We start from the raw sequence: 26,290 nt of genomic DNA, 5'->3' as shown, positions 1-26,290 counted from the left end.
TCCGCCGAAAATGCCCAACTTATCCAGTTTGCCAATCGCTACCTGCGAGATATAGGGCAACAGATTGTTCGGGATACCATTTGGATCTTCACCAATCAAACCTGACTCGTGCGCACCTACCGGATTGAAGTAACGCAGGGCAATAATGGAAAACTGGGGCCCAGCCTTGGCAAAATCCTGCAAAACCTGCTCCACCATCAATTTTGAGGTCCCATATGGGCTGGTAGTTCCACCAATAGGTGTAGTTTCTACATAGGGCACAGGAGAGTTAGCACCATAAACAGTAGCGGAAGAGCTAAAGATAAATTGATGAACACCTGCACGACGCATTTCTTGCAATAGTACCAGCGTACCGGCTACGTTGTTTTGATAATACTCCAGTGGCTTGCGAGTCGACTCCCCCACTGCTTTCAGGCCGGCAAAATGGATAACCGAATCTATCTCATGAGCGTCGAAAATGCGCTTCAGGCATTCACCATCCTGAATGTCACCCTGGTAAAACACAGCCGCTTTGCCCGCTAACTTTTCTACACGGTGCAAAGACTCCTCCGAAGAGTTCGACAGGTTATCCAATGCAACTACATCCTCACCACGTTCCAGCAAAGCCAGAACGGTATGTGATCCGATATAACCGGCTCCACCGGTGACTAAAATCGCCATATCAACCCCTCTTCCCCAGCCTTACTGGAGAATCCTCACTGGTTAAAAATAATATATTGGTTCAAAAAATCAGGAGAAAAATGCAAAGCTAAGATATCAATGCCTGCGACATGATACAACTTACTCGACTTATCGCCAAAACGTCAGAGCAGTCAAAGCGGCTCTCAATCTTCATCCACAGCAACCCAATTGCGCTGCTGGCTGCAAACATAGCCTATTGGGACAAAAAAGAGCAGCTCAAGGCTGCTCTTTCAGATAAATACTTATGGCGAATATTTAGTCTATTTCCCACTATCTGTTCAGCGGTTTATGACAAAGTACTGCGCCACGCGTTTTACATCACTTTCATCTAGTGTGCCTGAATCACTAAGCAGTGTGATCCAGGATTTTATGTAGGTGTATTTGGCCGACGCCAGGTCACGTTGAGCACTGTACAACTGTTGTTCGGCATTCAGCACATCCACGTTGACACGCTGCCCCGCCAGCACACTCTGCCGGGTTGCCGTCACCTGCGTGGTCGCAGACTTCACCGCCAGTTCGTAGGCCGCCAGTTTGGCACGGCTGCTGATACAAAGATTGTATTGCTTGCGCAGATCGTTGAGCGTAGTGCCCACCTGTGCATCCATTTCGTACATCGCCTGCCCATATCGTGATGCAGCCTGGCGAGTCGATGCCGAAACGCCGCCGCCGGCGTAGATCGGCATACTCACCTGCACACCAATGCTGTCAGTGCGATATTTTTGGTTAACCGTGTTATCACTGCTCGAGTCATTCTCCGAGTGTGAAGCATAGAGCTGCACCTGCAGCATAAAACCAGCACGATTTCTCTCCACCTCATATTTCGCCGCATCAACCCCGTGGCGTGAAGCCGCCAACATCGGGTTATTCTCAATGGCAATTTTTTGCCACTCTTCGAATTTGGAAGGGATCAACGGCGCCACCTGGAATTTACCAGGACGCAACAGCTGTACGTCATCCAGTTGATTGAGTGGTATACCAATAATGACCTCGAGCTCACGCTGAGCCGCATCCAACGCATCACGCGCCTCAATCTCCTGCGCCTCTGCCAGGCTGTAACGCGCCTGAGTCTCAGAAACGTCGGTAATGGTGCCTTCACCTGCGCTCATTAAACGGTCATTCAGCGACAGCTGTTCTTTATAGGCTGCCTTTTGCGCTGAGGCCAAAGCGATTTGGTCTTTGGAGTAAGCCACTTCAACGTAGGCGGAGATCACCCGTACCGCCAAATCGAGAAACTTGCTGCGGTAACGCTCATCAGACATCAACGTCTGCGCCACGCCAGCCTTGTAGCGCGCATAGGCCTCATAATCGAACAGCGGCTGTGTCAGCGTTACCGAGCTGGAATAGCTGCGATACTGCTGCCGCTTGGTGGTTTCTGTGACATTGCCAAAGAAATCACTTTGCGGATACTTTTGCGTTTGCCAGTTTCTCGGCGAGTTTTGGTAATTGAGCGATACCTTCGGCAGCAGCCCCGCCCTGCCGATGTTTTCGTTTTCGTCTCCCGCCTCTTTCTCTTTTATTGCCGCCCTAAAGGTCGGATCTTTCTCAAGTGCCAGCGAATATGCGTCTATAATCCCTATCGAATGAACCGGCGCAGCTATCGCAAACAAGAGGGTACTGATAGCAAGGCCAGCAACCTGTCGTTTAAATTGAATCAAAATTATTCCTCGGTTAATGAAGTATGAGCGCGATCCAAAATAGGTTTAAACAGATAACTCAACAGTGAGCGCGAGCCGGTCTTCACAAACACCTCAACAGGCATCCCCGGTTTGATGTCTTCGCCACTGAGCAATTTCATGCCCTCGGGCGAAACTGTGACCTGCATTTGGTAGTAGGGTTCGCCATTGGCCTTGTCGACCAGGCGGTCGGCAGAAACCAACGTCACCGTCCCCGGTATTTTCGGGGTCTTGTTTTGATTGAAGGCGGTAAACATCAAATCCACCGGCAACCCGTTGTACACTTTATCAATCAGCTCTACCTTAAGGCGTGAATCCACCACCAATGTAGCCTGACTGGGTACAACGTCCATCAGGTGGTCACCCGCTCCCACGACCCCCCCCTGAGTAAAGATATTCAATCCGACAACAGTGCCATCTACCGGCGAGGTGATAGCGGTATTGCCGAGATCAAAATTCGCCATTTCCAGCTTGTTTCTGAACTCGCTGGCATCCATCTGCGTTTGCGCCAACTGAGTTCTGACTTCGCGTTGATAGTCGGCAAAGCGTTGGTCGATCCGCTGCTGAGATTCCTGCAACTGTTTTTGTACCTGGCCAATACGCCCAACGGTTTCATCGATACTGCTGTTAACTTCCGCAAACTGACGCTGCACCTCCAGATAACGGTTACGCGGTAAATAACCGTCCGCGGCCAGTTGCTTCATGCTGTTCATCTGTTCACGCAGGCTGGCAAGCTGGATTTGCTTGTTGACCCTTGAGTCCTGCAACCCTTTTAGCTGGAAACGCATGCCGTCCATTGACTGTTTATAACCGTCAACTTCGCTTTGTAAGCCCTGGCGACGTGAAGAAAATAACTGCGTTTGCAAGGCGATGATCTCAGCGACCCGCGGCTGAGCCTGGATGCTTTCAAATACAGGAGAAAAAGTGACCTTGCTTAATCCATCACGTTCAGCCAGCAAACGGCCTTCGCTGGCGAGCGTGGTGTAATATTGGTCGCGAAGCGAGTCAACCTGCGCCTGGGCCTGAACCTGGCTCAACTGCACCAACACCTCGCCCGCTTTAACCTTGTCGCCTTCTTTTACCGTGATACTTTTGATGATACCGCTGGCCGGGGCCTGTACGGTTTTACGATTCCCGGAAACGGTCACCGAACCTGGTGACGCGACCCCTTTATCCAAAGGTGCAAACGCAGCCCAGGCGAAGAAGCCAAACAGGCCAATCCCAACCACTAACCACCCCATCCGGGTGAAACGCCGTTCATCCTGTGGGATCTGTTCTGAATACAAGTCTTGCGGCTCGCCAATCTGCGTAGACATACCAACTCCTTTGACTGCAGGCGGCATTTCGGCGCCGCCCGGCAAGTAGACAGCTTAATTAATTTGAGTTTTTGGGATATTGCCTTCGTCCGGCTCGGAGTTGACTGCGCGCACCGCCGGCTGTGGAGTTTGCGCCTTCTGCGCATTGGTCAGCGCTTGCAGCACCTGCTGAGTTGGGCCAAACGCATTGACGGTACCGTTCACTAACAGCAGCAGCTTGGTGGTCATCGACAACAGGTTGGTTCGGTGGGTAATCAGGATCACCGTTTTATTACGCTGTTTAAGGAACAGGATCGCCTGATTCAGCGCTTTTTCACCGGCATCATCCAGATTGGAGTTGGGTTCATCCAATACGATCAGCGATGGATCGCCATACAGTGCACGGGCCAGGCCAATACGCTGCTTCTGCCCACCAGATAACCCCGCGCCGCCATTACCAATGATCGAATCATAGCCGTTCGGGAAGCGCAGGATCAGCTCATGCACCCCAGCCAACTTGGCGGCTTCAATCACCTTCTCAGAATCGATGTCGTTAAAACGAGCGATGTTCTCGGCAATGCTCCCGGCGAACAGTTCGATATCCTGCGGCAGATAGCCGATGTAGGGTCCCAGTTCGTCTTTGTTCCATTGGTAAATGTCGGCGTTATCAAGCCGTACAATGCCTTCGCTAACCGGCCAGATACCGACCAACAAACGCGCCAACGTGGATTTGCCGGAAGCGCTTGGCCCGATAATCCCCAATACATCACCTGGCTGGATCGCAAAGCTGACATTATGTAATACCGCATCGGCCCTGGACCCCGGAGGCGTAGCAGTGACACCTTCAACAGAAATAACCCCTTCCGGGCGTGGCAAAGACATACCCATACCGCGTGGCGGATGTTTATCCAGTAATTTTACCAGGCGCTGATAGGAGAGTTTGGCTGAACTCCAGCTCTTCCAAACGTTGATCACCTGTTCGATAGGCGCCAGCGTACGCCCCATCAGGATAGAACCCGCAATCATCATGCCGGGGGTAATATGGCCATCAATCGCCAACCAGCCCCCCAGTCCCAGCACCAGGGATTGCAAAGAAAGACGAACAAACTTGGTTATGGAGGTAACGGTAGTGGCACGCTCGCTGGCGACACGTTGGCTATTCAGAAATCTCTGATGCAAACCGAACCAGCGACGCTTTAGATTAGGTAGCATGCCCAATGCCTCGATCACTTCGGCATTACGCAAATTTGTACTCGCCAAACTGCTGGACATAATCGATAGCTTGCTGGCTTCTCCCAAGGGTTTCCTGGAAACCATTTCGTTAACCACCGCCAACGCGATCAGCAACAGTGAACCAACCAGGGCGAACAATCCCAACCATGGGTTAAACAGGAAAATAACCAACAGGTAAATCGGGAACCAGGGCGCATCGAAGAACGCAAACAATGCGCTACCGGTCAGGAACTGCCGTACAGTTGTCAAATCGCCCAGCATTTGTCCTGCATCAGAAGAACCGTTTTTCAGATTGGACTCATAAGCCGCAGTGTAAACACGCGTGTTCAATCGCATATCCAACTGACTGCCGATACGGATAACTACCATGCTACGAACATACTCAAGTAGCGCCATCATGCCGAACATTCCCAGCATAATCAGCGTTAACATCAGCAAAGTGATTTCATTACGTGAAGGAAGAACCCTGTCGTAGACCTGCAACATATAAACAGAAGGAACTAACATTAATAAATTTATAAATGCGGTGAATATGCCAACGGTCCAGAAGATTTTACTGCGTGTCCGTATAACATCCGCAATTTCATTACGCGGTATAAATTGATTCACTTTTCTTCCTTATAATGCTCACACCTTCTGCCTCTGCGCCCCATTTATCATAAGGAAAATCCTAAAAAACACCTTAATCAAAAACCCCCGCCAGGACATACCTCAAACCAAGGCAACTTTTGTTTAACTATAGACAGACAAAGTGAATATCAGCAAGGTGTTAGCAAAAAAAAAAAAGACTAACAGAGGAAAAAAAACAATATAGAACATTGGATTATAGAAATTCAGAGAGACAGCCTCCTGGAAGAAACATACAAAGATTAAATCGATATGGTGATCTCAAGTACAATAATAATTACCAAGAAAACCATTACAATAGCAACAATAAATAAATCTAAACCTCTTAAACCTACGGCGTACTTTTTATAGTTAATAGGTTAAACCGGTAATATCCTCCTTACCAAACTATAAAAATCCGGTGAGGCGACCTGCAAGAAATGAGATTAACTTTGGTAAAGGGTTTGATATTAGGCAAGGTTAAAAAACAAAAAAAGGCAGAATGAAATTCTGCCTTTTTACAGAAAAAAACCGTTGGATTTATAATTTACATTATGAATTAGAAGTTAGGTAACTCATTTGTCATTTGGCATAGGAGAGCGACTTACTGCCATGGCTGGTAACTTAGACGAAAATGATGTTTTATTAACAGTTTGCCAATCAGGTTTTTCATCCGTGTAAATCGCAATGGGTTTATCATCTAACTTGATCCCTTGCGAAATATCCGCCTTATTCTCGACATCAAGGTTCCACTGTTCGATGGTGACATCACCCTTAATACCGGTAATCGTTACCGGAGTGACCGGTGAATTTTTAGGCGGGTTTTTCCACATAAGAATTGTGTATTTCTTACCCTTAGCATTAGCATTAGCATTAGCATTAGCATTAGCATTAGCATTGGATTGTAACACATAAGCCTCAACGTCCTTCTGTGGGCTTGCCATATACAGTAAATGCTTACCTTTCATTGCGTCAACAGCCATTGCATAGGCTAGTAAGCGCAACTTAGGTTTCCAGTTTTCATCAAACAGGCCAAAATAATATAGATTCCCGTTTAAATATCTGTCTTGAGCTAGAAAATAATCAACTCTTTTCATATCATAAAAATAAAAGCCACGAGCAAATAATTTTACCAGGTCATAAGGGTTTGACTGATATCGTCCAGTAGCCCCTGTATCTAGCTGCTCAGTGTCCAGAATAGGTTTGTTGCTACCACCATTCTTGTCTGCCATATCACGCATATAGCCCGGCAAGTTATCCGCGCCGAAGACATAATGATGAATAGAATATGCATCAGCATATTTATCAATTCCTAGTTTGAAGCTTTTATCGATAAATCGGCGCCCCCCATCCAACCCGCCCTTGAACTCTGAACGTGAATATGTTGCTGCAAAAGCTACTGTTTTAATATTTTGGCCGGACGCTTGAATAGCTTCCTTGAGCATTTTCATCTCATTAACATACATCGCAGGCGTCGACTTCATCCACCAAACACTCGGCGCATCAACCTCATTACCCAACTCTGCATATTTGACATCGTAACCGGCTAAATGCTTTAAAGTAACATCGAGATAATTTTTATACTTATCATAATACTTTGGATTAACAGCTGACAGTTTATTATTAGCAACGGTGTATTTTGCAGGAGGGTAGCCGAAGAGGAAATTATGACTCATACCATATTTCCTAGCCTCTTTCAGCTGGAAATCGACTTCTTTAAAATTGGTAGGATCTCCATTAGCATCAGCGACCCGGTGCCAAGCGGTTTCTGCACTGCGTAAACTATTGACACCTGTGCGAGATAGAAGCTCAAAAGCTTTATCTATTTTCTGGAAATCGCCTGTCGATTTAACCGCAGGTATTTCCATCCCATGGACACCAAAATCCACACCATCATTGTCAGAACTATGCGAAAGCTCGCGCTTCATTAATTTATTATAGACATATGTCGAAGTGTCATCACTTAGGTCTTCACGGGTTTTCTTCATCTCTGCATAATATTGTGACTGAGTCGCATCAGGATTAGCGTATACAGAAACCGAGCTAAATATAAAAAAAAAGCAAGAAAAAATTGTAATACTGGCATTAGCAATGGAAAATAGTTTCATATTACCTCCAAAAATAGGAAAGCAACGGTGAATGCAATGAAGTCACTATGAAAAAACGAACTATTTGGAATAAAAAAGCTCTTATATTATAAATAGGCACTTCAACTGAAAAGTTATAACTTATATCTACCCTAATGATCAAAGACGCTTGATTTTACCCGCTCAGGAGATCATGATTTCCGTTATGAAAATATTTATCATTCACGAACAAAAAATCAAACTTGAACACCTGCACGATACCACGCGTGACGGGCGAGTCCGTGAGCGCATCAGCGTGAACTTCTCCAACTATAAACCGTAAATCCTCCATAAACTATTTTTTTTCTAGATATTTCACCCAGATAAGTTTGCTTAACGCCAAGGGTAGTGCTCGCCATTTATATTTCTTTGCGACATCCACATCATTTTTTGCGGAATGCCATTTAGCCCAGTATGGTACTTCCTTTCTCGATGAATTCCATCCCCGACAATGAAATGCAGTGCATTCATTGTAAACACTCAGACACCAACCCGCTTTGATAAAACGTTGAGACATCTCGATATCTTCTTTATACATAAAATAGGAACGCTCAAATCCAGGCTTTCCTTTAGAGTCAACACACTGTTTAAGTGCAGAGACACGGGTTAGCATAAAGGCACCGCAGATAGCTTCAGTTGGAGTAAAAGTTTCTTTAATTTCTGATTGTGGTTCGTTTGCTTTAATATCATACCATCGACCATAATAATTACAAGCGATGCCGACAGAATCAAAAACATTCAATGGTTTCATTGCATTGATATCAAACCTAACCAGAGGGACAGTAAATATCCCAGTATCATTCAGTTCTGACTGATTCGCAAAACTCAAAAGTTTTTTCAGATTATCACTTTCAATCCGCGCATCCGGATTTAAAAACAAAACCCAATCAAAATCATCAATATCGTACAAGGCTTTATTATTACCTGCGACAAAACCAATATTTCCTTCTTTAAGAATACTGAGCTTATTGGTTGTTACCAAGTCATCTAAGTATTCCGTATTCTTTGAACCTGAATCTACGATACGAATTTCAATATCACTACATATGTGATCAAGGCCACTGACACACCATTGAATATGTTTTTCGCTGTTATATGTGACTACAACAACCAAGCATTTATTACTCATACCACATTCCCATATATTTTCATATTATAATTCCACAACAAACCATTACTTATTACTTTACTTTGTAGAAGTCATCAACGTAATGGAACCTTGAGAAGAAGAATATAATAATCCCCCCCGAGGCACCGAATAAAAACGGATTTACAGAGCCGGATAACAGCCAAACAGAGAAACAATTCAATGGCATGATTAAATTTTTTACGCAATTTTTTCCGTTTACGTTTAAAGCATTATATACGCATGCAGATAAGAAAATAACAAATAGTACACTGGCACCTATAAGACCAAAGTCCATAATAACTGACAGCGTCTGACTTTCATATAGATATGGAGTCGTAGTTGATCTCAATGCGTTGGGAATATAATACCCCATCCCATGTCCGAATAAAGGATGCGAGGATATTGCGTGCAACAACGCATTGTTCTGAAATACACGTTCCTGATCTGAGGCTGCATTCGAACTTTGATTATTTAATCGTGAATCTACCAGAGCAAATATTACGTCACCAATCGGTGTCAAAAACAATATAACCCCAAGACCTATTACAGAAAGGGGCAATATTTTCAATATTTTTGAAACTTTGGCCTCAAGTAATACAGCCAAACCAATGAATAGAATTCCTTGAGCCCATAAAGATCTTGATAACGTCAAGGCAAGAGATATAACTAATAAAATGAAAATCAGTTTAGTAACCCGTCCCCCTCGTCCAAGAATCATATCTTTCGTTATAAAATAAAGCATGAAAGGAATTAGAGAGTCCATAGGTATTTGCAGGCGGGTAAGAAATGTATCGCCAACACTCATTTTCATCATATTGATATCCCAGACTTGTGTAATCCAAGTGATAATATCTATAGAACTAATTCCTGTAATGACAGAAAAAATAATGATGAATAATTTTCCGCATGCTATCAATAAAAGACATATTTTCAAAGAGTTATAAATAACTTCTCTATTACTAATATCATAACGACCGCACTCAATCAAAAACAAAGCAACAATGATCGAAAGAAGGATGTCTCGTCCTTGTCCGGATATATTTATCATCTCATTATTCATATGTATTGAATATAGTGCTGCAATGACTAAAAAAATAAGGAATGGTATGATTGCCATCGTAAACCTGGCAAATACTTTCTTATGAGAAAATAAATAACAAAGTATAGAAAAAATAATTAATGGACTTCGTAGTATAAGCAAGTATATTGTGGTTTTTATAAAGAAATTAGATTTCATTTTAGACATAATTGCCATCATTAGGTTAACTCAAGAAGTATCATCGTCATGCCATTAGATAATAATAACCACAGTGATTCATGGCTTGTAAACATATTAAGTATAACACTTCTTGATTCAGTTAGCACTGCCTCATCTGTTTATTAACTTTTTAACAATAAATTTCGGTTCTAATTTTATAAAACTCCAATAAGCAGATCGGACTAGACTCGCTTTTTTATCACTCGCGTCGATAAGAAAAAGCATAAATTCCCTATCCTTCTCCTTATACATACTTTCATTTCTTTTTAACAGGTCCATTAGAGAATGGCTAAATGAATAACTTTTTGACACTCGTTCTTCATTAATTTCGTGGTCATGATGCATTATATACTTTGATTCTTTCTTACGTAAGAAACCACCGTATTTATGTGCCAACCTGAGCCAAGTATCCCAGTCTTGTAAACGTTTAACCTCTGGGTTAAAACCACCAATATCCCTCAAGCGTGCCGAAAGCGTAAATATTTGGTTCGACGCCACGTTATAAAATAAAATAGATCTATAGTCATTAAAATAAATATCTTTACTTTTACCATAAAAACTCTTTTGCTTCCCCCCGATAAACTCCTCTAAAAAATCACAACAAATAAATGCGTATTTATCATCCCAATTTTTCACTAAAAAACTTATACGATCCGGAGTAAATTCATCATCATCATCTAACCCTGTAATAAAATGACCACTGGCTTGAAATATCCCCAAATTTCGAGTTGCGCAGGCCCCTTTATTTTCTTTATTACGTAAATAAATGACACTAGGATCCTTGGCTGCTAACTCCTCCATAAAGTTTTGCGTCCCATCCGTAGAGGCATCATCGCAAACTATTAGCTCTATGTTGTGATAATCCTGTCCTTTTACCGAGCTAATAGCTCGCTTCAATCGCTCTAGTCGATTGAAGGTGGAAATATAAACACTCACCTTTGGTAAACTATCCATAACACTCCCGAGCTTATCATTATTACCCATCCCCCCCCACCTCCGCCTTAAAATACTAAAAATCAGTCAAAATGAATCATTTATTTTTAATTTCATTAAGGACAAACTTTAAACTTTCAGAAACACTAGCCCCTTGGATTCCAAATTCAGATATTTTCCCCCTTGATAATATTGAGTATTTAGGCCTTGCCGCTGGCGTCTTGTAATCTTCTGTAGATATTTCGTTGACTACCATGTGCTTATCAAGCAGATTCAACTCATTTGCATATAAAAATATTTTTTCAGCAAACTCATGCCAGCTCATTTCATCCGACCCACAATAATGATAAACCCCCCCCTTCGCCTCCGACTTCAATAAACTAATAATAGCAGATGCAATATCACCAGCATAAGTTGGGCAACCGTGCTGATCAGCAACAACACCTAATGTGTCTCGTCCATTCGCCAACCGCAGCATGGTTTTCACAAAATTATTGCCATACTCGCTGAATACCCAAGCGGTACGAATAATAATCGCCTCGGGCTGAATATTGGCTACGGCAATCTCACCATCCAACTTGGTTTTCCCGTAAACGCCCAAAGGGTTCGTTGCATCGGTTTCAACATAAGGCGTCGTCGCCGTGCCGTCGAAGACATAATCCGTCGACACATGCACCAGGCGTGCACCAACATCGTTGGCTGCCAGCGCCAAATTCTTGGGACCACTTTCGTTGATCAGAGCCGCCAATGCACAATCACTCTCCGCCTTATCTACTGCGGTATATGCAGCGGCGTTAACGATAACGTTCGGTTCAAATTGCGCGACAGCCTGTTTAACCTTGGCTAAGTCGGTAATATCAAGTACGTCCGAGTCCGTAGCCCAGATTTCCCAACCCGATGGCAGACGATCCTGGAAGCAACTGCCCAGTTGCCCTTTAGAGCCAGTCAGTAGCACCTTCATTTGGCCAACTCCTTAAACAACTTACCAACTTTATCTTTCTCTGAAAGCTGTGGATTATCAATTGGCCATTCGATGCCAACTTCAGGATCGTTCCACAGTAAACAACCTTCATGCGCCGGATTGTAGTAATCCGTGCATTTATATTCGAAATCCGCAATATCGGAAAGAACGACGAAGCCATGAGCCAGACCTGGCGGAACCCAAAACTGTGTCTTGTTCTCCTCCGACAGAATTGCACCTTCCCAGGCGCCATAGGTAGGTGAATCCGGACGAATATCAACTGCAACATCGAATACTTCACCACGAACAACCCGTACCAATTTGCCCTGAGGATTGATCTTCTGAAAATGTAGACCCCGTAACACACCCTTTGCCGAGCGTGAGTGGTTATCTTGCACAAAGTCGAAATTGATACCCAACATTTCCTGGTAACGCTTTTGCTCGAAAGTCTCCAGGAAGAAACCGCGTGTATCACCAAAAACCTTCGGCTGGATGATTTTGACACCATCAATCTTGGTATTCATTACTTGCATGTCATTTATCCCCAATTACGTGTGCGAGATATTGTCCGTAAAGCGTTTTAGCAAGGAGTTTAGCTTCAACTGCCACCTGCTCACGCGACAGCCATCCTTTCCGGTAAGCTATTTCTTCCAGACATGCCACTTTGAAACCTTGTCGTTTTTCAATGGTGTGGATGAATTGTGAAGCTTCGATCAAACTATCATGAGTACCGGTATCCAACCATGCAAAACCACGCCCTAACAGTTCAACGTTCAAATTCCCTTGTTCCAGATACATCTGATTCAGGGTAGTTATTTCCAATTCTCCGCGCGTGGAAGGCTTAACCTGTTTAGCCATCTCCACTACGTGTTTATCGTAGAAATACAGACCGGTAACCGCCCAATTGGACTTCGGCACCTCCGGTTTTTCCTCCAGTGACAAGGCCCGGAATTGCTCGTCAAATTCAACAACACCAAAACGCTCCGGATCCATAACCTGATAACCGAAAACGGTGGCACCTTCATTACGTGCTACTACGCTTTCCAATTTTGCACCGAAACTTTGGCCAAAATAGATGTTGTCGCCAAGAACCAAAGCACAGCGGTCACCATTGATAAATTCTTCACCAATCAGGAAAGCCTGGGCCAACCCATCTGGGCTTGGTTGAATTTCATAACTTAAATTGATGCCAAAACGACTGCCATCGCCAAGCAGACGTTTGAAAGAAGGCATGTCTTCTGGCGTAGAAATAATCAGAATATCCCGGATCCCCGCCAGCATCAGCACAGAAATAGGATAATAGACCATTGGCTTATCATAAATCGGCAACAATTGCTTAGATACACCGCGTGTAATAGGATACAAACGTGTCCCGGAACCACCCGCTAGTACAATACCTTTCATCTTGAAATCCTTATAAAAAATTAACGGGTCAATCCCAAACGTTCACCTGCGTAAGAGCCATCTTTAACGCGACTCCACCACTCTTTATTAGCCAGATACCATTCAACCGTCTTGCGAATACCGCTCTCAAAAGTTTCTTGCGGTTTCCAGCCCAACTCAGCATCAATCTTAGAAGCATCGATCGCGTAACGCAGATCGTGACCAGGACGATCAGATACATAAGTAATCAGGTCTTCATATTTAATAAAATCAGCAGATTTATTCGGCACCAATTCATCAAGTAAACGACAAATTGTTTGTACCACTTCGATATTTTTTCGTTCGTTGTGACCGCCGATATTGTAGGTTTCACCTAACTCACCTTCGGTCACAACTTTATAAAGCGCACGAGCATGATCTTCAACATATAGCCAATCGCGGATTTGGGCTCCATTGCCGTAAACAGGTAATGACTTACCATCTAATGCATTGAGAATCACTAACGGGATCAGTTTCTCCGGAAAATGATAAGGACCATAATTGTTAGAACAGTTGGTTACGATGGTTGGGAAACCGTAGGTACGCAACCACGCGCGAACCAAATGATCACTGGATGCTTTAGACGCGGAATATGGGCTGCTTGGCGCATAAGGCGTGGTTTCGGTAAACAGGTCATCCGTGCCATGCAAATCGCCATAGACTTCATCGGTAGAAATATGATGGAAACGAAATGCCATTTTTATTTCCGAATCCAGCGTATTCCAATATTGTCGCGCCGCCTCCAAGAGAGTGTAAGTACCAACAATGTTAGTTTCAATAAACGCGGCTGGGCCATCAATAGAACGGTCTACGTGACTTTCTGCGGCCAAGTGCATTACTGCATCCGGTTTAAACTCACTAAAGATACGGTCTAGCTCTGCACGATTGCAAATATCAGCATGTTCAAATTTAAAACGTTCACTATCTGCAATCGTTTTTAATGACTCAAGATTTCCTGCATAAGTCAGGCTATCCAGCACCAAGATTTCATCTGCGGTATCGTTAATAATATGGCGAGCCACAGCTGATCCAATAAACCCAGCACCACCGGTAACGATGATTTTCATAGCAACCCTTAATAGAAAATATAAAAGCAGTAAGATAAAAATATAAAATCAATGATAATATTAAAGAGTAGAAGCATAAGAAGAGCAAATCCACTTCATTTACCATTAATTTTTAAATTTAAAATCCTTTATAACATCACGATTTCTAAATACAAGCAGAGCCAGCACCCCTCCCCAATAAAACTTCAAATAAATAGAATAATTCTCTCCAAAAATCGCTTCTACAGATGCACCTGAAATGCATAACAGTGTGAAAAAATACAAATCCAATCGAGGGATTTTCTTCCAACATAGTATAGAAAACTCTGTTCGAAACACTAAGAAGAACCAAAATGTTATACAGGTGCTAACAGCAGCACCTGCGGCACCAAAATGAGGCACTAAAATATAATTCAGTGAAAAATTAATGCATAGAGCTAACACAGAGGCTAACATTGAATAAAATGTCTTTTTACTTATACCGATACCTACAACTGTAGTTTCTGATAAAGTATAAAGTAATGGATAACCAAGACATGCTAACAACACAAATTTCACACTTTTATAGCTATCAGGAATAAATAAATCAACGAGCCAAGATAGAAGACCAGCTATACAAAACAGAGTAACAACAACCAGTAATATATACTGAGATGCTTTGGTCACAAGCCTCAGACTTTCCTCATCATTATTGGATATTTTATATACCATCGGTGCCCAAAGTGTAGAAAAAATGCTTTGTATTATAGTCGCTGCACTTGCAAAACTAACGGCAACAGAGAATATTGCCAATTGCTCATATGTGGATAGGGTACGCAAAAATACTCTATCCATCGCCGTCATCCCCCAGAAAGCCAAACTACCTAGTATTAGCGGAAACCCAAAACGGATCATCTCTTTAGATTTATAATAATTTACACGGGATGAAATTGCTGCTAATAAGTCCTTTCTGGTTATTAGCAACATGATAATTAAAGTAAGCAGGAATCCGAAAAAATTCGCCCATAACAATTGTTCAAAATAATGGTAATTCCAGAAAAAATAAAAGAACAAAAGACTAATGATAATAACAAACTTGGGTACCAATTGACTTAATGAAAAAAGGCTCCCCCGCCCCTCCATTCTAACTATCAAGGATAAAAATCTTAGTATGAAATTGAAAATAAGAATAAAAACAACCAGAGCGCTAATAGAGATATTTTTTTTATCAAAAAGTAAAAATGATATATACTCTGGTTTTAAAAAAGAAACAAGACAGACTAAAAGCAATAATACAAGCCCTGGTGCGATTGATATTTTAAGCAACTCACCTTTATTTTCACTTTCATGATACTGTCGGACATATGCCTGATCCAACCCCAAACCAAATAATAAAACTGCAAATGATATGGCTACATTTAACATCCCAAACCGGCCGATATCATCGGGGGTATATAGCCATGTCATTACCGGTAAGGTAATAAACCCCAAGGCAGCAGCACCTATAGGTCCCATTGCGAATGAAAGAATAAGCTTAAGATTAAATTTTTCCATTTTTCTTTACCAAAATAGAAATGAGTTTTTTTGTTTTTTCTAAAAGTGCCGCATTTGACCAAATCCTTTCAATAATTTCCCTATTACTAATTACATCATGATTAGTGAGTGTTGCTGATAAAAGCTGATAATTTCTTTCAAGTTCCTGAACGGAGAAAATCACTACTCCTTTATTTTTTAGAAAATTAAAAGTTGGATTTTCCTCCCTAAGAAATATTTTCGCCCCCATATAAATCATGCTAATGATATTTCCGACACCTTGCTGCCTGACATGATTCATTATAACAAAACCACATGAACTTATTTTTTCCATGTACTCTTCAATGGGCATGAAATCTGCCAAAATATCGGCCTTAACACCTAATTTATCCCTAGCCACTTTTTGTATTCTGACGCCATATTCCATATCACCATAGTTGAGTGGTACAATAAACTTTCGCCCTTGCAAATTTACATTTTTTAGGAAGTTGAAAATTTCAAGGTGATTATTTGTACTGGTGGCACTATTTCCCACTAAAACGTTCCCACCGATTAAATGCCCATCGTCCATATCAGAAACGTAACAGGAGAGATCTTTTTCGGCTGCACCATAATTCCAATCGACTTGCTCAGGAAAATGTCGCCATTTGCGACTATTCTTCAAAATTCCATATTCATCTGGTATTACAGGAGAAAAAAATTGTATCTTCTCGATTACGCTTAATCGCCTTTTGCTAAGAAATAAAAAAGCATTCTTTATGCGTTGTTTCCAATTTTTATTTTCACCCATATTCTGGCTAAATAAAAGTGTATCTTTTAATAACCACCTGTCATTCCCACCAATTAAATCATAATAATCATAACCCCAACCTAGCCATACAACAGGAGTTCCATTATCTAATTTTTCGATTGTTCTAAACCAAAAATCCCTCAAGGAATGAACTACCAATACATCAAAACTGCCAACCTTAGCAAAATCAATACCTATCAACGACTCTTTAATGCCAACTTTAAAATCCACCTCCCTTTTTATATGTGATATTTTTTTCCCCTTGCTATATACACAGAGTGTATTTTGCTCAGGATAAGCCATTTCGAAAATATTAATCGCTCTATCAATGAATTTTTCATCTGTGCATAAATGTAGTATTTTGATTTTTTTCATGAGTCAGTTTTTCGTCTTTTTAGCTTTTCCTCAAGTAATAATAAATCTTTCCTTCTTTCTTTTAGGATGCGCACAGGTGCCCCAGCATAAATAAGAAAAGGTTTACAGTTTTTGTTAACGAAACTTAATGCCCCTATAGCTGCACCTTCGCCGATAGTAATACCAGGTAATATGACACTACCACTACCTATAATTACATGCTTCCCTATAAAGACATCAGCATGTGATACATTAGTAAACTCGTCACTAACTGTAGGGTTAGTCATAAACTCGCCACTATAATCATCACTGCTGCTATAAATTGCGACCTTAGATGATATATTCGCATAGTCTGAAATCGTGACTTTTCCAGCCCCAATAATTGAACTATATACGGCGATATGAATATTATTCCCTATATCTATACCACCATTCCCAGCAGATAATATGCAAAAGTCATCAACTCTTACATTATTACCAATAGTTATTTTATTACAATTATATAGAGAGGCTTTTTTTGATATTTTTACACTTTCGCCAAGTTTGAGAAACCCAAAACTTGCTAATTCTGAATTAGTATAATATGCCATTACCCCCCCTGAATTAAAGATATTATTCTTTCTTGTTCTTCATTAGACAGATTTGGATATATTGGGAGACAAAGTACTTTCTGCGCAATGTCATTCGCAACAGGAAGATTTTCCTTAGACGCCGATTTCATTCCTTTATACATAGAGAAGTCACTAATCAGCGGGTAAAAATATCGTCGAGAATATACATTATGCTCTTTCAGGTAAAAGTACAGTTCCTCTCGATTCAGCCTGAACTCTTCTTCAACCAAAATAGGGAAATAGGCATGATTAGCATCAACTTGCCCAGACTGAGGTACAACCCGGATTCCTTTTAACTCTGCAAATGCTTTGCGATAAATCTCATCTATTTCCTTACGTCGCTGAATCGTGTTATCAACATGCTTAAGCTGCAATAGGCCAAAAGCGGCATTAATTTCGCTCATTTTCCCGTTAATACCTGGTGCAACCACAGTAGTCTCATCGACTATGCCAAAGTTTTTCAGATTGTTTATTCTTATTTTGGTTTTTTTATCAGGGCAGATTATGGCCCCCCCTTCAAATGTATTGAACACTTTGGTTGCATGGAAACTAATAGCACTTAAATCACCATGCCTTAGAATACTACCGCCTTTATCGGTAACACCAAATGCATGTGCTGCGTCATAAATAACTTTCAAATTGTAGTTATCAGCGATTTCTTGGATCCTTTCAATATCACAAGGATTACCATAGCAATGTACTGGCATAATTGCTGTTGTCTGAGGTGTAATCGCTGCTTCAATCTTATCCGGATCTATATTCAGTGTTACAGGATCAATATCAACGAAAATAGGTTTTATTCCATTCCATAATAAAGAGTGCGCGGTAGCTACGAATGAGTATGGTGTCGTGATAACCTCACCAGTAATCCTCATCGCTTGTAATGCAGTAAGCAATGCTATAGTTCCATTATTAAAAAGCGCGATCTCATTGACACCTAAGTACTCACAAAGCTCTTTCTCCAATGCTTCGTGCATTGGTCCACCATTAGTTAATATTTTATTATCCCAAATTTTTTCCAAATAAGGAACGAACTCACTCAAATCTGGTAAGTAAGGTTGAGTTACATAGATATTCTTATTGCTCATAAAAACTCCGATAATACATTAACTTAGATAAAAGTGATTGTAATGCAGATTAAGGTAGTGCAAGAGTGAAATTAGTAGGCCCCATCTCTCTTTAAAACTACATTTATTGTCTTAAACAGAATCGCGATATCATTCCAAAGGGACCAATTCTTCACATACCATGCGTCAAAATAAACACGGGTATCATAATCTACATCATTTCTTCCGCTAACTTGCCAAAGACCTGTCATCCCAGGTTTCGCCATCAGGTAGTAATCAACATCGCCAGCATAGCGCTCCAACTCTTTCTCTATTACCGGACGTGGTCCTACTAAACTCATTTCCCCTTTCAGCACATTAAAGAGTTGCGGAAGTTCATCCAAACTGGTTTTTCGAATAAATTTTCCGACTCTGGTAATCCGAGGATCATTCTTGAGTTTGAAATCTTTATCCCATTCGCTTCGAGCCTCAGGATCGTTCTCCAAAAGATTCTTAAGCACCTCTTGGGAGTTCATCACCATAGAGCGGAATTTTAAACACTTGAACTTGTTGCCGTCACGGCCTACACGCTCATGACCATAAATGGCCTTTCCCCCGTCTTTTGATACCAGATAGGCAAGAATGGCTAAAATGGGTGACAGTAAAAGTATAATTGATAGCGACCCTGCTATATCAAATGACCTTTTCAAAAACCGAGAGGTTCTTTTGGCTAAGCTATTGCTTACGCGAAGTATCATCACTTCATGACTGAATATGAATGACATATCCGTTCCATATAATGGAACACCTCGAAGCGTTGGGATTACTGATACTGAACGACAATTATGCTTTGCAAGTTTTTTAAGCCATTCATCACGCAGCGTATGTTCATCAAATTCCAAGGCCACGATAAACTGTGTTGTTTCAGGATCACATTGTTGCCACAACTCTTTCTCATCACAGATAATAGGTTTTCCCAGCAGCTCTTCTTCACACTGTTTACCACTTGAAAAAAAGGCGCAAATTGCAAATCCTAAAACTTCTTCGCTTTGTAATGCAGCATAGGCATCACAAGCATTTTTACCAGAACCGATGATGATAGTATGTTTCTGCCACATGCCGAGTTTATTTAATAGACGTTTTGTTATTGCACGCGCCAACGGCACTAATATCAAAGCCAGAGTCCAGGTCAATACCCAAACGTAGCGTGAGAACTGCCATTTAGAAAATGCGACTAATGCGAGATCACATACAGCGAAGATCAACAAAGTACGGAATATTTCTTTTAACTCGAACCAAAAAGGTTTTCGGTAAGTATAATGACGTAATCTAACCCAAAACCATCCAACGCATAAAACAGCAAGCATTACATGAGTAAAAAATCGAGCAGGTATTTCAGTCTTTGGAATAAACTCATCAATATTACCGCCCAAAAATCCGATTAAATTTATGGCGATAACCAATGACAACGTAAAAAACGTAAAGTCAGATAATGCCAATATAAGTTTTACTATATTCGTTTTTTTTGAGTAACTTAACGCACTCATAGAATTATCCTTTATTAGTAGGATTGTTAATCCGAGACACTATCCCAATACCTTTTATGCATGCTTAGTTTTCTCCTCCAGCGACTTGGGAGTTTTTTATAATTTTTACCAAGCTTATAGCCCACTATCTTTGCAAAATTACTAATGCATGCGGCAGGAATCCAAAGAGGATGATTTTTAATTAAAAAATTAAGCTCTGAAAAAATAAATTTTTTCCCTTCTCCACCGGCCCCACCAAATGATTCGTAAATCCATTTTTCATCTCGATGGAAAACACCAATATCAAAATAACGTTTGAACTCTTCTATTGCAGAGTAATTATGAGAATGCCTAACTTTAGCATCGGCTACATACGCTAATTTATAACCAGCAAGCACTGATTTTCCTGCAAAATACATATCCTCCCCCAGAATGGTACTCTCGGGGAAACCACCCAACTCATTAAATATTGAAACTCTATAAGCTGAAAATGAGTTAGACATAAATATTGTTTTTAGACCTAAAGTATCTTTTTGACTGACATCACTAATGTAACTTTGTTGCTTATAATTAAAAGTTCTTGCATGCACTGCTAAGGGATTCGCATCAACATGTGGTAATTGCCTACCGTATGCACAAGCGATTTTGGGATCTGAAAATGCTTTCAAAATATTGTTTATACAATTAACTTCTGGGATGGCGTCTTGAGTAAAAAAGATCACAACATCCGAATCAGACATCTTCACTCCTTTATTCCTGGTTCCGCCATGATTAAATTCAGATGCCGAAATCACCTCAACAAAGAAATTATTTTTCTTAGCTACATTAACTGTGTCATCTTTACTAGATGAGTCAATAACAAACACTTTACATCTATCAGGAATAATTTCCGATATAATACCTGCTGAAATATTCCATATACTTCCACCATTATATGTTGGCACAATAATACTAACTTTCACATCATTCATTATGGTCCCTACGTAGTTGTTCGTAAGTTCACAGAGAGCTAACTTAAATTTAAAGTGTTTTAGTAAAAATAGTTATGATAGGAAATCTATCTTCCCTGAGCGACTTACCATTTTAGATAAGCCGCTCAAGTTAAGTTATATTCTAGTCCTTGGATTTATAGCTATACTCATAATAATCATAGCCGTAGCTGTAATAGTTAGACGCTTTTCTCACAACCGCATTAAGTATCACACCTTTAATATCGATGCCGTTTTGCTCAAATCGACGCATACTCACTTCAACTTCTTTCGGGCTGTTCAATTCGAACCTCGCCACCAACAAAGAGGTACCTGCAAGCTTGCCTATAATTGCAGCATCGGTCACGGCCAGAATTGGCGGGGTATCCACCAACACCAAGTCATAATGTTCCGAAGCCCAAGTTAGTGCTTCTTCAAAGCGTCTATGCATCAAGAGCTCTGACGGATTTGGTGGAATTGGCCCACGCGAAATAAAGTCAAAGGCGTTATTATCGGTATTTTGTACAGTCTCATTAATAGACATTTTTCCGGATAATACGTCGGAAAGACCTTTTTTCCCGTCTGCACCAAGTAACTCATGCGCGTATCCTTTACGCATATCGCTGTCGATAAGCAGTACACGTTGACCTGTCTGCGCAACAACGGCGGCCAAATTGGCACTAATAAATGTTTTACCAATACCAGGACTGGCGCCTGATATCATTAACACATTATTTTTAGCTTCCATCATCGCAAAATGCAGACTGGTACGCAGACTACGAATAGCCTCCACTGCCAAGTCGGCCGGATTACCAAAGGCAAGTAATGAATTGGCATCGACGTTCCGTTTTTTGCCACTCATTTTAGATTGCAGTTCAATATCTCTTTTACGCTGCCATTCAGAAAGTGGCACACTTGCATAAACATTGATACCTAATGCTTCCAACTGTTCTGGACTTTCAATACCACGGTGCAAGTAAGTCCGCGCCAATACATAACCACAGGAAACTAATCCACCCAAGACTAAGCTTAAGAACAGAATGATGGCTTTACGCGGCTGTACCGGTTGATCGGCTGTCATTGAACGGTCAACAATCCGTACGTTACCAATGGTGCTGGCTTTGGAAATATTCAGCTCCTGCTCACGGTTAAGCAGCTGCATATAGACTTCTTTGCCAGAATCAACATCCCGGCTTAAACGCACGACTTCCTGTTGAGTTTCGGGCATTTTATTCACCCGCTTGTTAAAGCGCTCTCTTTCTTCTTCAAGAGTCTTGCGTTTTTCAAGCAAAGAACGATAAGCCGGATGTTCTTTTGTATATAGCTTAGATATATCGGCTTCTTTGAAAGTCAACTCATTCAACTGCCCTTCTACAGATACGATACTATCGAGTATCGATTTCGCCTCCATAGACAGGTCAACAGAATCTTTCTGCTGGCGATAACGACTTAATTTATCCTCGGCGCGATCCAGGGATTCGCGAACTTTTGGCAATTGCATCCGCAGGAATACCAGACTTTTTGCATCCTCTTCTGACTTACGCTCGATATTTTGTTCAAGATAATTACGCGTAATACTATTTAAAATCTTTTGGATCAGAACCGGGTCTTCCCCTGTCAGGGTCAAGCCTAATACGCCAGTATCTTTACCCTGATCAATAACTTCATATTGTTGAGTCAGTTGATTGACTACTGACAAGTAGGTTCTGGCGGTAATGGTAAAACTCGTACCCGGCTTAGCGATAATATCACTGACAAGAATTGAGACACCCTTGTTCTCTGCAAGTACGCCAACCCTCCCTTTAAATAGCTCATCACCATCTTTACTGATGGTGTAATCGGTCGGGCTATTGGCAGTCAGAGTTAACGAAGGTGAATCCCAACTTTTCGGTACGCTAAACTTGGACACCGCCAGTTTCCCTGGCTCGTCATGCATTAAACGCGCGAAGCCTCGTCCGAAAATGGGGAAATGATCCTGTTGGATATCCGTCGTCAGGTTCAGATCTTCTATTGTTTTCCCAAGGATCATTCGAGATTTCAACAGTTCAATTTCCGGGGCTGACTGCGGCTGGCCCGAAGGCAACATCTGGTTGATGTTATTTAATAGCTTATTACCTACATTTTGCTCAACCTGAACGATCGCATTAGCACTGTAGATCGGTGTAGCAAACAGGCTATATATAACGCCGAAGGTCAGAAAAATTGCAGTAACACCAATAATCAGCCAACGATTGTCAATCAGCTCTCCGACTAAACGACCAATATCCAGTTCATCCGAACTATCGCCTTGCGGCGCACTTACTCTATTCTTATCTGCCATTGGTAATCCTGATTGACTTAGCGGCTTAAAGCTTGCGCCCATTTTTGGGCTGATTTATCAAGAAGCTCATATACAAATTCGAAGGCTTCGCGGGATTTCCTGTAAGGATCTGCGATTTCTCGTTGTTCGAGCCAATGCCCATACAACATGGTTTTCCCTCTAACCTCAGGCACCAAACGGCAGACGGAATCAATATGTCCTTTTTCCATCACCAGAATCAGATCGTACTCACGACACATTTTTGCCGTAAGTTGTTGAGCCTGGTGGCCGTCGAGTGAGATGCCTCTTTGCATAGCGACCTCTGCTGCTATGGCATCAGCTGGTTTACCAACCAAAGCCCCTAATCCAGCTGAGGATATTTTTTTATTTGGCAGTAGATTTTTCAACAAACACTCCCCTGTCGGGGAGCGACATATATTGCCGACACAAACAACCAATATCGAATTAAACATGAGCAGTTACCTGTCTACACCTATGGCCAATTGCGGATACGCAATGCACCTTCGCTGAGATTATTGAAACCATTGATTGTAGGCACCAGTTGACTGATGACACGGTTCCAACGAACAATAGGTGCAGTTGTCACATAAACGATATCGTATGGTTGCAGATGGAACTCCGTACCCATAACCATAGCTGCCGCATCTGAAGCATTGAGCTGGTAAATATTCGCCAGTTTGTTACCTTCAGTACCGTGTAATGGTCGAATGACAAACACGCCCGTCGCATCAGAGGATGCTTGATCCATACCTTCAGCATTGCCTAACGCCTCAGTCAGCGTCATCCCGCTACGATCCATTTTCAGGGTAGTCTGTTTCTTGACTTCTCCCATGACAAATACTTTCAGATCGTCATTACGCGGAATATAAAGGATATCGCCGGGATACAGCAGCTGGTTTTGCATCAGGTCGCCTTTTTGCATCAACGCCTGTAAAGAAACTCGTCGTTCCTTGCCATTGTGGGTCAATACCACATTGCGCCAGTCCGCATTTTCAGACAGGCCGCCAGCGGCATTGATGGCATCCATCACGGTAAGAGGTACGTTGGTAATAGGTTGCTGGCCTGATTTTGTGACTTCACCAGTAACATAAGCTTTCTGCGAACGGAATGCCGCAACACTGACATCAACTTGCGGACTTTCAATATACTGTGCCAACCTGTTGGCTATATCCCCGCGCACCTGACTTATACTCCTGCCGGCCACTTTTACCTTACCGATGTAAGGATAAAAAATAGTGCCGTCGGAGTTGACCCAGTTACCGGTATCACTAGCGCTTCGGTACTGACCTGCTGGCGTAGTCAATTCGGGGTGATCCCAGACGGTCACCATCAGAACGTCACCGATACCGATTCGATACTCGTAGTTCTGCAATTCACGCTCCAAGGCCGGGTTAGCTTGAGCTACAACTGCCTGAGGCCGCATTTTGTCAACCATACTGGGGGTTAACGGGTAAATATTCACCAATTTATCGAGGTCGTAATCACTATCTTGTTGCTTAACAACATCTTTTCCACTGGTTGAAAGATGGGTACCAGGAATGACCGTACAGCCACTGATCACACTGATCGATACCAGAATCGGTATCAGTTTCCATTGTTTTTTTGCCATCGAGTTATCATCACTATCAAAGTAAGAATGGTTGCTGTGTTAAGCCCCTGGCCGACCATAGCGCTTACAGCGGCACTCAGCGAAATAGTTTGTTATCTGTCCAAACGCATCTGAACATTCATATTCATTGAGCAAGCATTGAATCCTGGCCAGCTACTATAAATGCTAGGTTAAGAGCATTATTACATAATAATAAAAAAGAAGAGCATATCTGTTTAAATACGCTTAACCAAACGTAACTGAAGACCACCCAAGTATTGCGCTCAGGCAGCCCTCAAAAAACTTCCGTGGTTATGATTATAATGAAAGCTTCTCGGCCCACTCGCGAAATGCCTTACCTTGAGTGGGGTGACGCAGGCCATAAGTAACAAACGCACGCAAATAGCCCATTTTCTCCCCGCAGTTGAACGATTCCCCAACCAACTCTGTCGCTTCAACCGGTTTGTGCTTCAACAGCTCGGCAATGGCATCTGTCAGCTGAATTCGCCCCCATACGCCCGGCTCGGTTTTTTCTAAAATCGGCCAAATATCGGCTGAGAGAACATAGCGCCCTACCGCTGAATAATTGGATTTCAACGGAACTTCATGGCCTGGTTTTTCGATGATAGAAGTCATACGTGAGCTTTCACCAGGCTGCAACTTGTTGGCTTCGCATTCAACAACCGAGTAATCATGCAATACATGCTCGTCAGCATCCTGAACCAGCACCTGGCTCAAGCCCGTCTGTTCAAAGCGAGCAATCATATGCGGCAGGTTATCTTTCTTCAGATCGGCTTTTGCGTCGTCAAGTAAGACATCCGGCAACAGAACTACAAAAGGTGAGTCCCCCACCAGGGGCTTGGCACAAAGCACAGCATGCCCCAATCCCTTTGGCTGCCCCTGACGAATATGCATCAGTGTCACGCCCTTGGGGCAAATAGACTGCACTTCATCAAGCAGTTGGCGCTTAACGCGCGCCTCAAGCATCGCTTCCAGCTCGAATGAAGTATCAAAATGGTTTTCGATTGCATTCTTCGAAGAATGCGTCACCAGAATGATCTCTTTGATCCCTGCAGCGACGCACTCATTAACAATGTATTGAATCAACGGCCTATCTACGATCGGCAACATTTCCTTGGGAATAGCCTTGGTTGCAGGCAGCATACGCATACCCAAGCCCGCAACGGGAATGACAGCTTTTAACTTGGTCAT

General features: G+C 42.2%; 22 protein-coding genes. All 22 read right to left on the bottom strand.

Annotation, left to right across the window (positions count from 1 at the left end):
- On the bottom strand, positions 1-660 hold a 660-nt coding region (galE, locus tag BEI65_RS27170; protein ID WP_232519105.1), incomplete at its 3' end, for a UDP-glucose 4-epimerase GalE.
- 299 nt (positions 661-959) lie between these two features.
- The gene (locus tag BEI65_RS15775; protein WP_099064142.1) at positions 960-2,336 is read right to left on the bottom strand and encodes a TolC family outer membrane protein; all 1,377 of its coding nucleotides are present in this window, start codon (positions 2,334-2,336) and stop codon (positions 960-962) included.
- A 2-nt stretch (positions 2,337-2,338) separates the two neighbouring features.
- Positions 2,339-3,670, bottom strand: coding sequence for an HlyD family type I secretion periplasmic adaptor subunit (locus tag BEI65_RS15770; protein ID WP_099064141.1), 1,332 nt, complete (start codon positions 3,668-3,670; stop codon positions 2,339-2,341).
- 54 nt (positions 3,671-3,724) lie between these two features.
- Positions 3,725-5,491: a type I secretion system permease/ATPase gene (locus BEI65_RS15765; protein ID WP_099064140.1), complete on the bottom strand. Its 1,767-nt coding sequence runs from the start codon at positions 5,489-5,491 to the stop codon at positions 3,725-3,727.
- 572 nt (positions 5,492-6,063) lie between these two features.
- Entirely contained in the window at positions 6,064-7,596 is a 1,533-nt protein-coding gene (locus tag BEI65_RS15760) for a hypothetical protein (protein WP_099064139.1), read from the bottom strand.
- A 313-nt stretch (positions 7,597-7,909) separates the two neighbouring features.
- Complete coding sequence (locus BEI65_RS15755) at positions 7,910-8,743, bottom strand: glycosyltransferase family 2 protein (protein WP_099064138.1); 834 nt, start codon at positions 8,741-8,743, stop codon at positions 7,910-7,912.
- A gap of 52 nt (positions 8,744-8,795) precedes the next feature.
- On the bottom strand, positions 8,796-9,860 hold the full coding sequence (locus BEI65_RS15750) for an O-antigen ligase (RefSeq protein WP_157765456.1): 1,065 nt from the start codon (positions 9,858-9,860) through the stop codon (positions 8,796-8,798).
- Positions 9,861-10,112: 252 nt separating this feature from the next.
- On the bottom strand, positions 10,113-10,985 hold the full coding sequence (locus BEI65_RS15745; protein WP_232519104.1) for a glycosyltransferase: 873 nt from the start codon (positions 10,983-10,985) through the stop codon (positions 10,113-10,115).
- A gap of 46 nt (positions 10,986-11,031) precedes the next feature.
- Positions 11,032-11,895: a dTDP-4-dehydrorhamnose reductase gene (gene rfbD / locus BEI65_RS15740; RefSeq protein ID WP_099064136.1), complete on the bottom strand. Its 864-nt coding sequence runs from the start codon at positions 11,893-11,895 to the stop codon at positions 11,032-11,034.
- Positions 11,892-12,428, bottom strand: coding sequence for a dTDP-4-dehydrorhamnose 3,5-epimerase (gene rfbC, locus BEI65_RS15735; RefSeq protein ID WP_099064135.1), 537 nt, complete (start codon positions 12,426-12,428; stop codon positions 11,892-11,894). The genes rfbD and rfbC overlap by 4 nt, the downstream gene beginning before the upstream one ends.
- Position 12,429: 1 nt before the next feature.
- The gene (gene rfbA / locus BEI65_RS15730) at positions 12,430-13,299 is read right to left on the bottom strand and encodes a glucose-1-phosphate thymidylyltransferase RfbA (protein ID WP_099064134.1); all 870 of its coding nucleotides are present in this window, start codon (positions 13,297-13,299) and stop codon (positions 12,430-12,432) included.
- Between the two features lie 20 nt (positions 13,300-13,319).
- Complete coding sequence (gene rffG / locus BEI65_RS15725; protein WP_099064133.1) at positions 13,320-14,384, bottom strand: dTDP-glucose 4,6-dehydratase; 1,065 nt, start codon at positions 14,382-14,384, stop codon at positions 13,320-13,322.
- Positions 14,385-14,489: 105 nt separating this feature from the next.
- The gene (locus BEI65_RS15720; protein WP_099064132.1) at positions 14,490-15,896 is read right to left on the bottom strand and encodes a lipopolysaccharide biosynthesis protein; all 1,407 of its coding nucleotides are present in this window, start codon (positions 15,894-15,896) and stop codon (positions 14,490-14,492) included.
- Positions 15,883-17,040 carry a TDP-N-acetylfucosamine:lipid II N-acetylfucosaminyltransferase gene (locus BEI65_RS15715; protein ID WP_099064131.1) on the bottom strand — a complete coding sequence of 386 codons (1,158 nt, stop codon included), beginning with the start codon at positions 17,038-17,040 and terminating at the stop codon, positions 15,883-15,885. Before BEI65_RS15715 ends, BEI65_RS15720 begins: the two co-directional genes overlap by 14 nt.
- A complete protein-coding gene (locus tag BEI65_RS15710) occupies positions 17,037-17,609 on the bottom strand; it encodes an acyltransferase (RefSeq protein ID WP_099064130.1) in 573 nt (190 codons plus the stop codon). The genes BEI65_RS15715 and BEI65_RS15710 overlap by 4 nt, the downstream gene beginning before the upstream one ends.
- Positions 17,609-18,718, bottom strand: a complete 1,110-nt coding sequence (locus BEI65_RS15705; RefSeq protein WP_099064129.1) for a DegT/DnrJ/EryC1/StrS aminotransferase family protein — start codon at positions 18,716-18,718, stop codon at positions 17,609-17,611. The genes BEI65_RS15710 and BEI65_RS15705 overlap by 1 nt, the downstream gene beginning before the upstream one ends.
- Before the next feature lie 71 nt (positions 18,719-18,789).
- Complete coding sequence (wbaP, locus tag BEI65_RS15700; protein WP_099064128.1) at positions 18,790-20,223, bottom strand: undecaprenyl-phosphate galactose phosphotransferase WbaP; 1,434 nt, start codon at positions 20,221-20,223, stop codon at positions 18,790-18,792.
- Between the two features lie 26 nt (positions 20,224-20,249).
- A complete protein-coding gene (locus BEI65_RS15695) occupies positions 20,250-21,164 on the bottom strand; it encodes a glycosyltransferase family 2 protein (RefSeq protein ID WP_099064192.1) in 915 nt (304 codons plus the stop codon).
- Positions 21,165-21,315: 151 nt separating this feature from the next.
- The gene (gene wzc, locus BEI65_RS15690) at positions 21,316-23,490 is read right to left on the bottom strand and encodes a tyrosine-protein kinase Wzc (protein ID WP_099064127.1); all 2,175 of its coding nucleotides are present in this window, start codon (positions 23,488-23,490) and stop codon (positions 21,316-21,318) included.
- A 17-nt stretch (positions 23,491-23,507) separates the two neighbouring features.
- The gene (locus tag BEI65_RS15685) at positions 23,508-23,942 is read right to left on the bottom strand and encodes a protein tyrosine phosphatase (RefSeq protein WP_099064126.1); all 435 of its coding nucleotides are present in this window, start codon (positions 23,940-23,942) and stop codon (positions 23,508-23,510) included.
- A gap of 20 nt (positions 23,943-23,962) precedes the next feature.
- Positions 23,963-25,099: a polysaccharide export protein gene (locus BEI65_RS15680; protein WP_099064125.1), complete on the bottom strand. Its 1,137-nt coding sequence runs from the start codon at positions 25,097-25,099 to the stop codon at positions 23,963-23,965.
- Between the two features lie 297 nt (positions 25,100-25,396).
- A complete protein-coding gene (locus BEI65_RS15675; RefSeq protein WP_099064191.1) occupies positions 25,397-26,290 on the bottom strand; it encodes a sugar phosphate nucleotidyltransferase in 894 nt (297 codons plus the stop codon).

This window comes from Serratia sp. BW106 (assembly GCF_002607755.1).
Lineage (GTDB): Bacteria > Pseudomonadota > Gammaproteobacteria > Enterobacterales > Enterobacteriaceae > Serratia > Serratia proteamaculans.
Note: the sequence above shows the minus strand (reverse complement) of the source record. Positions and strands in the feature narration are given on the sequence as shown.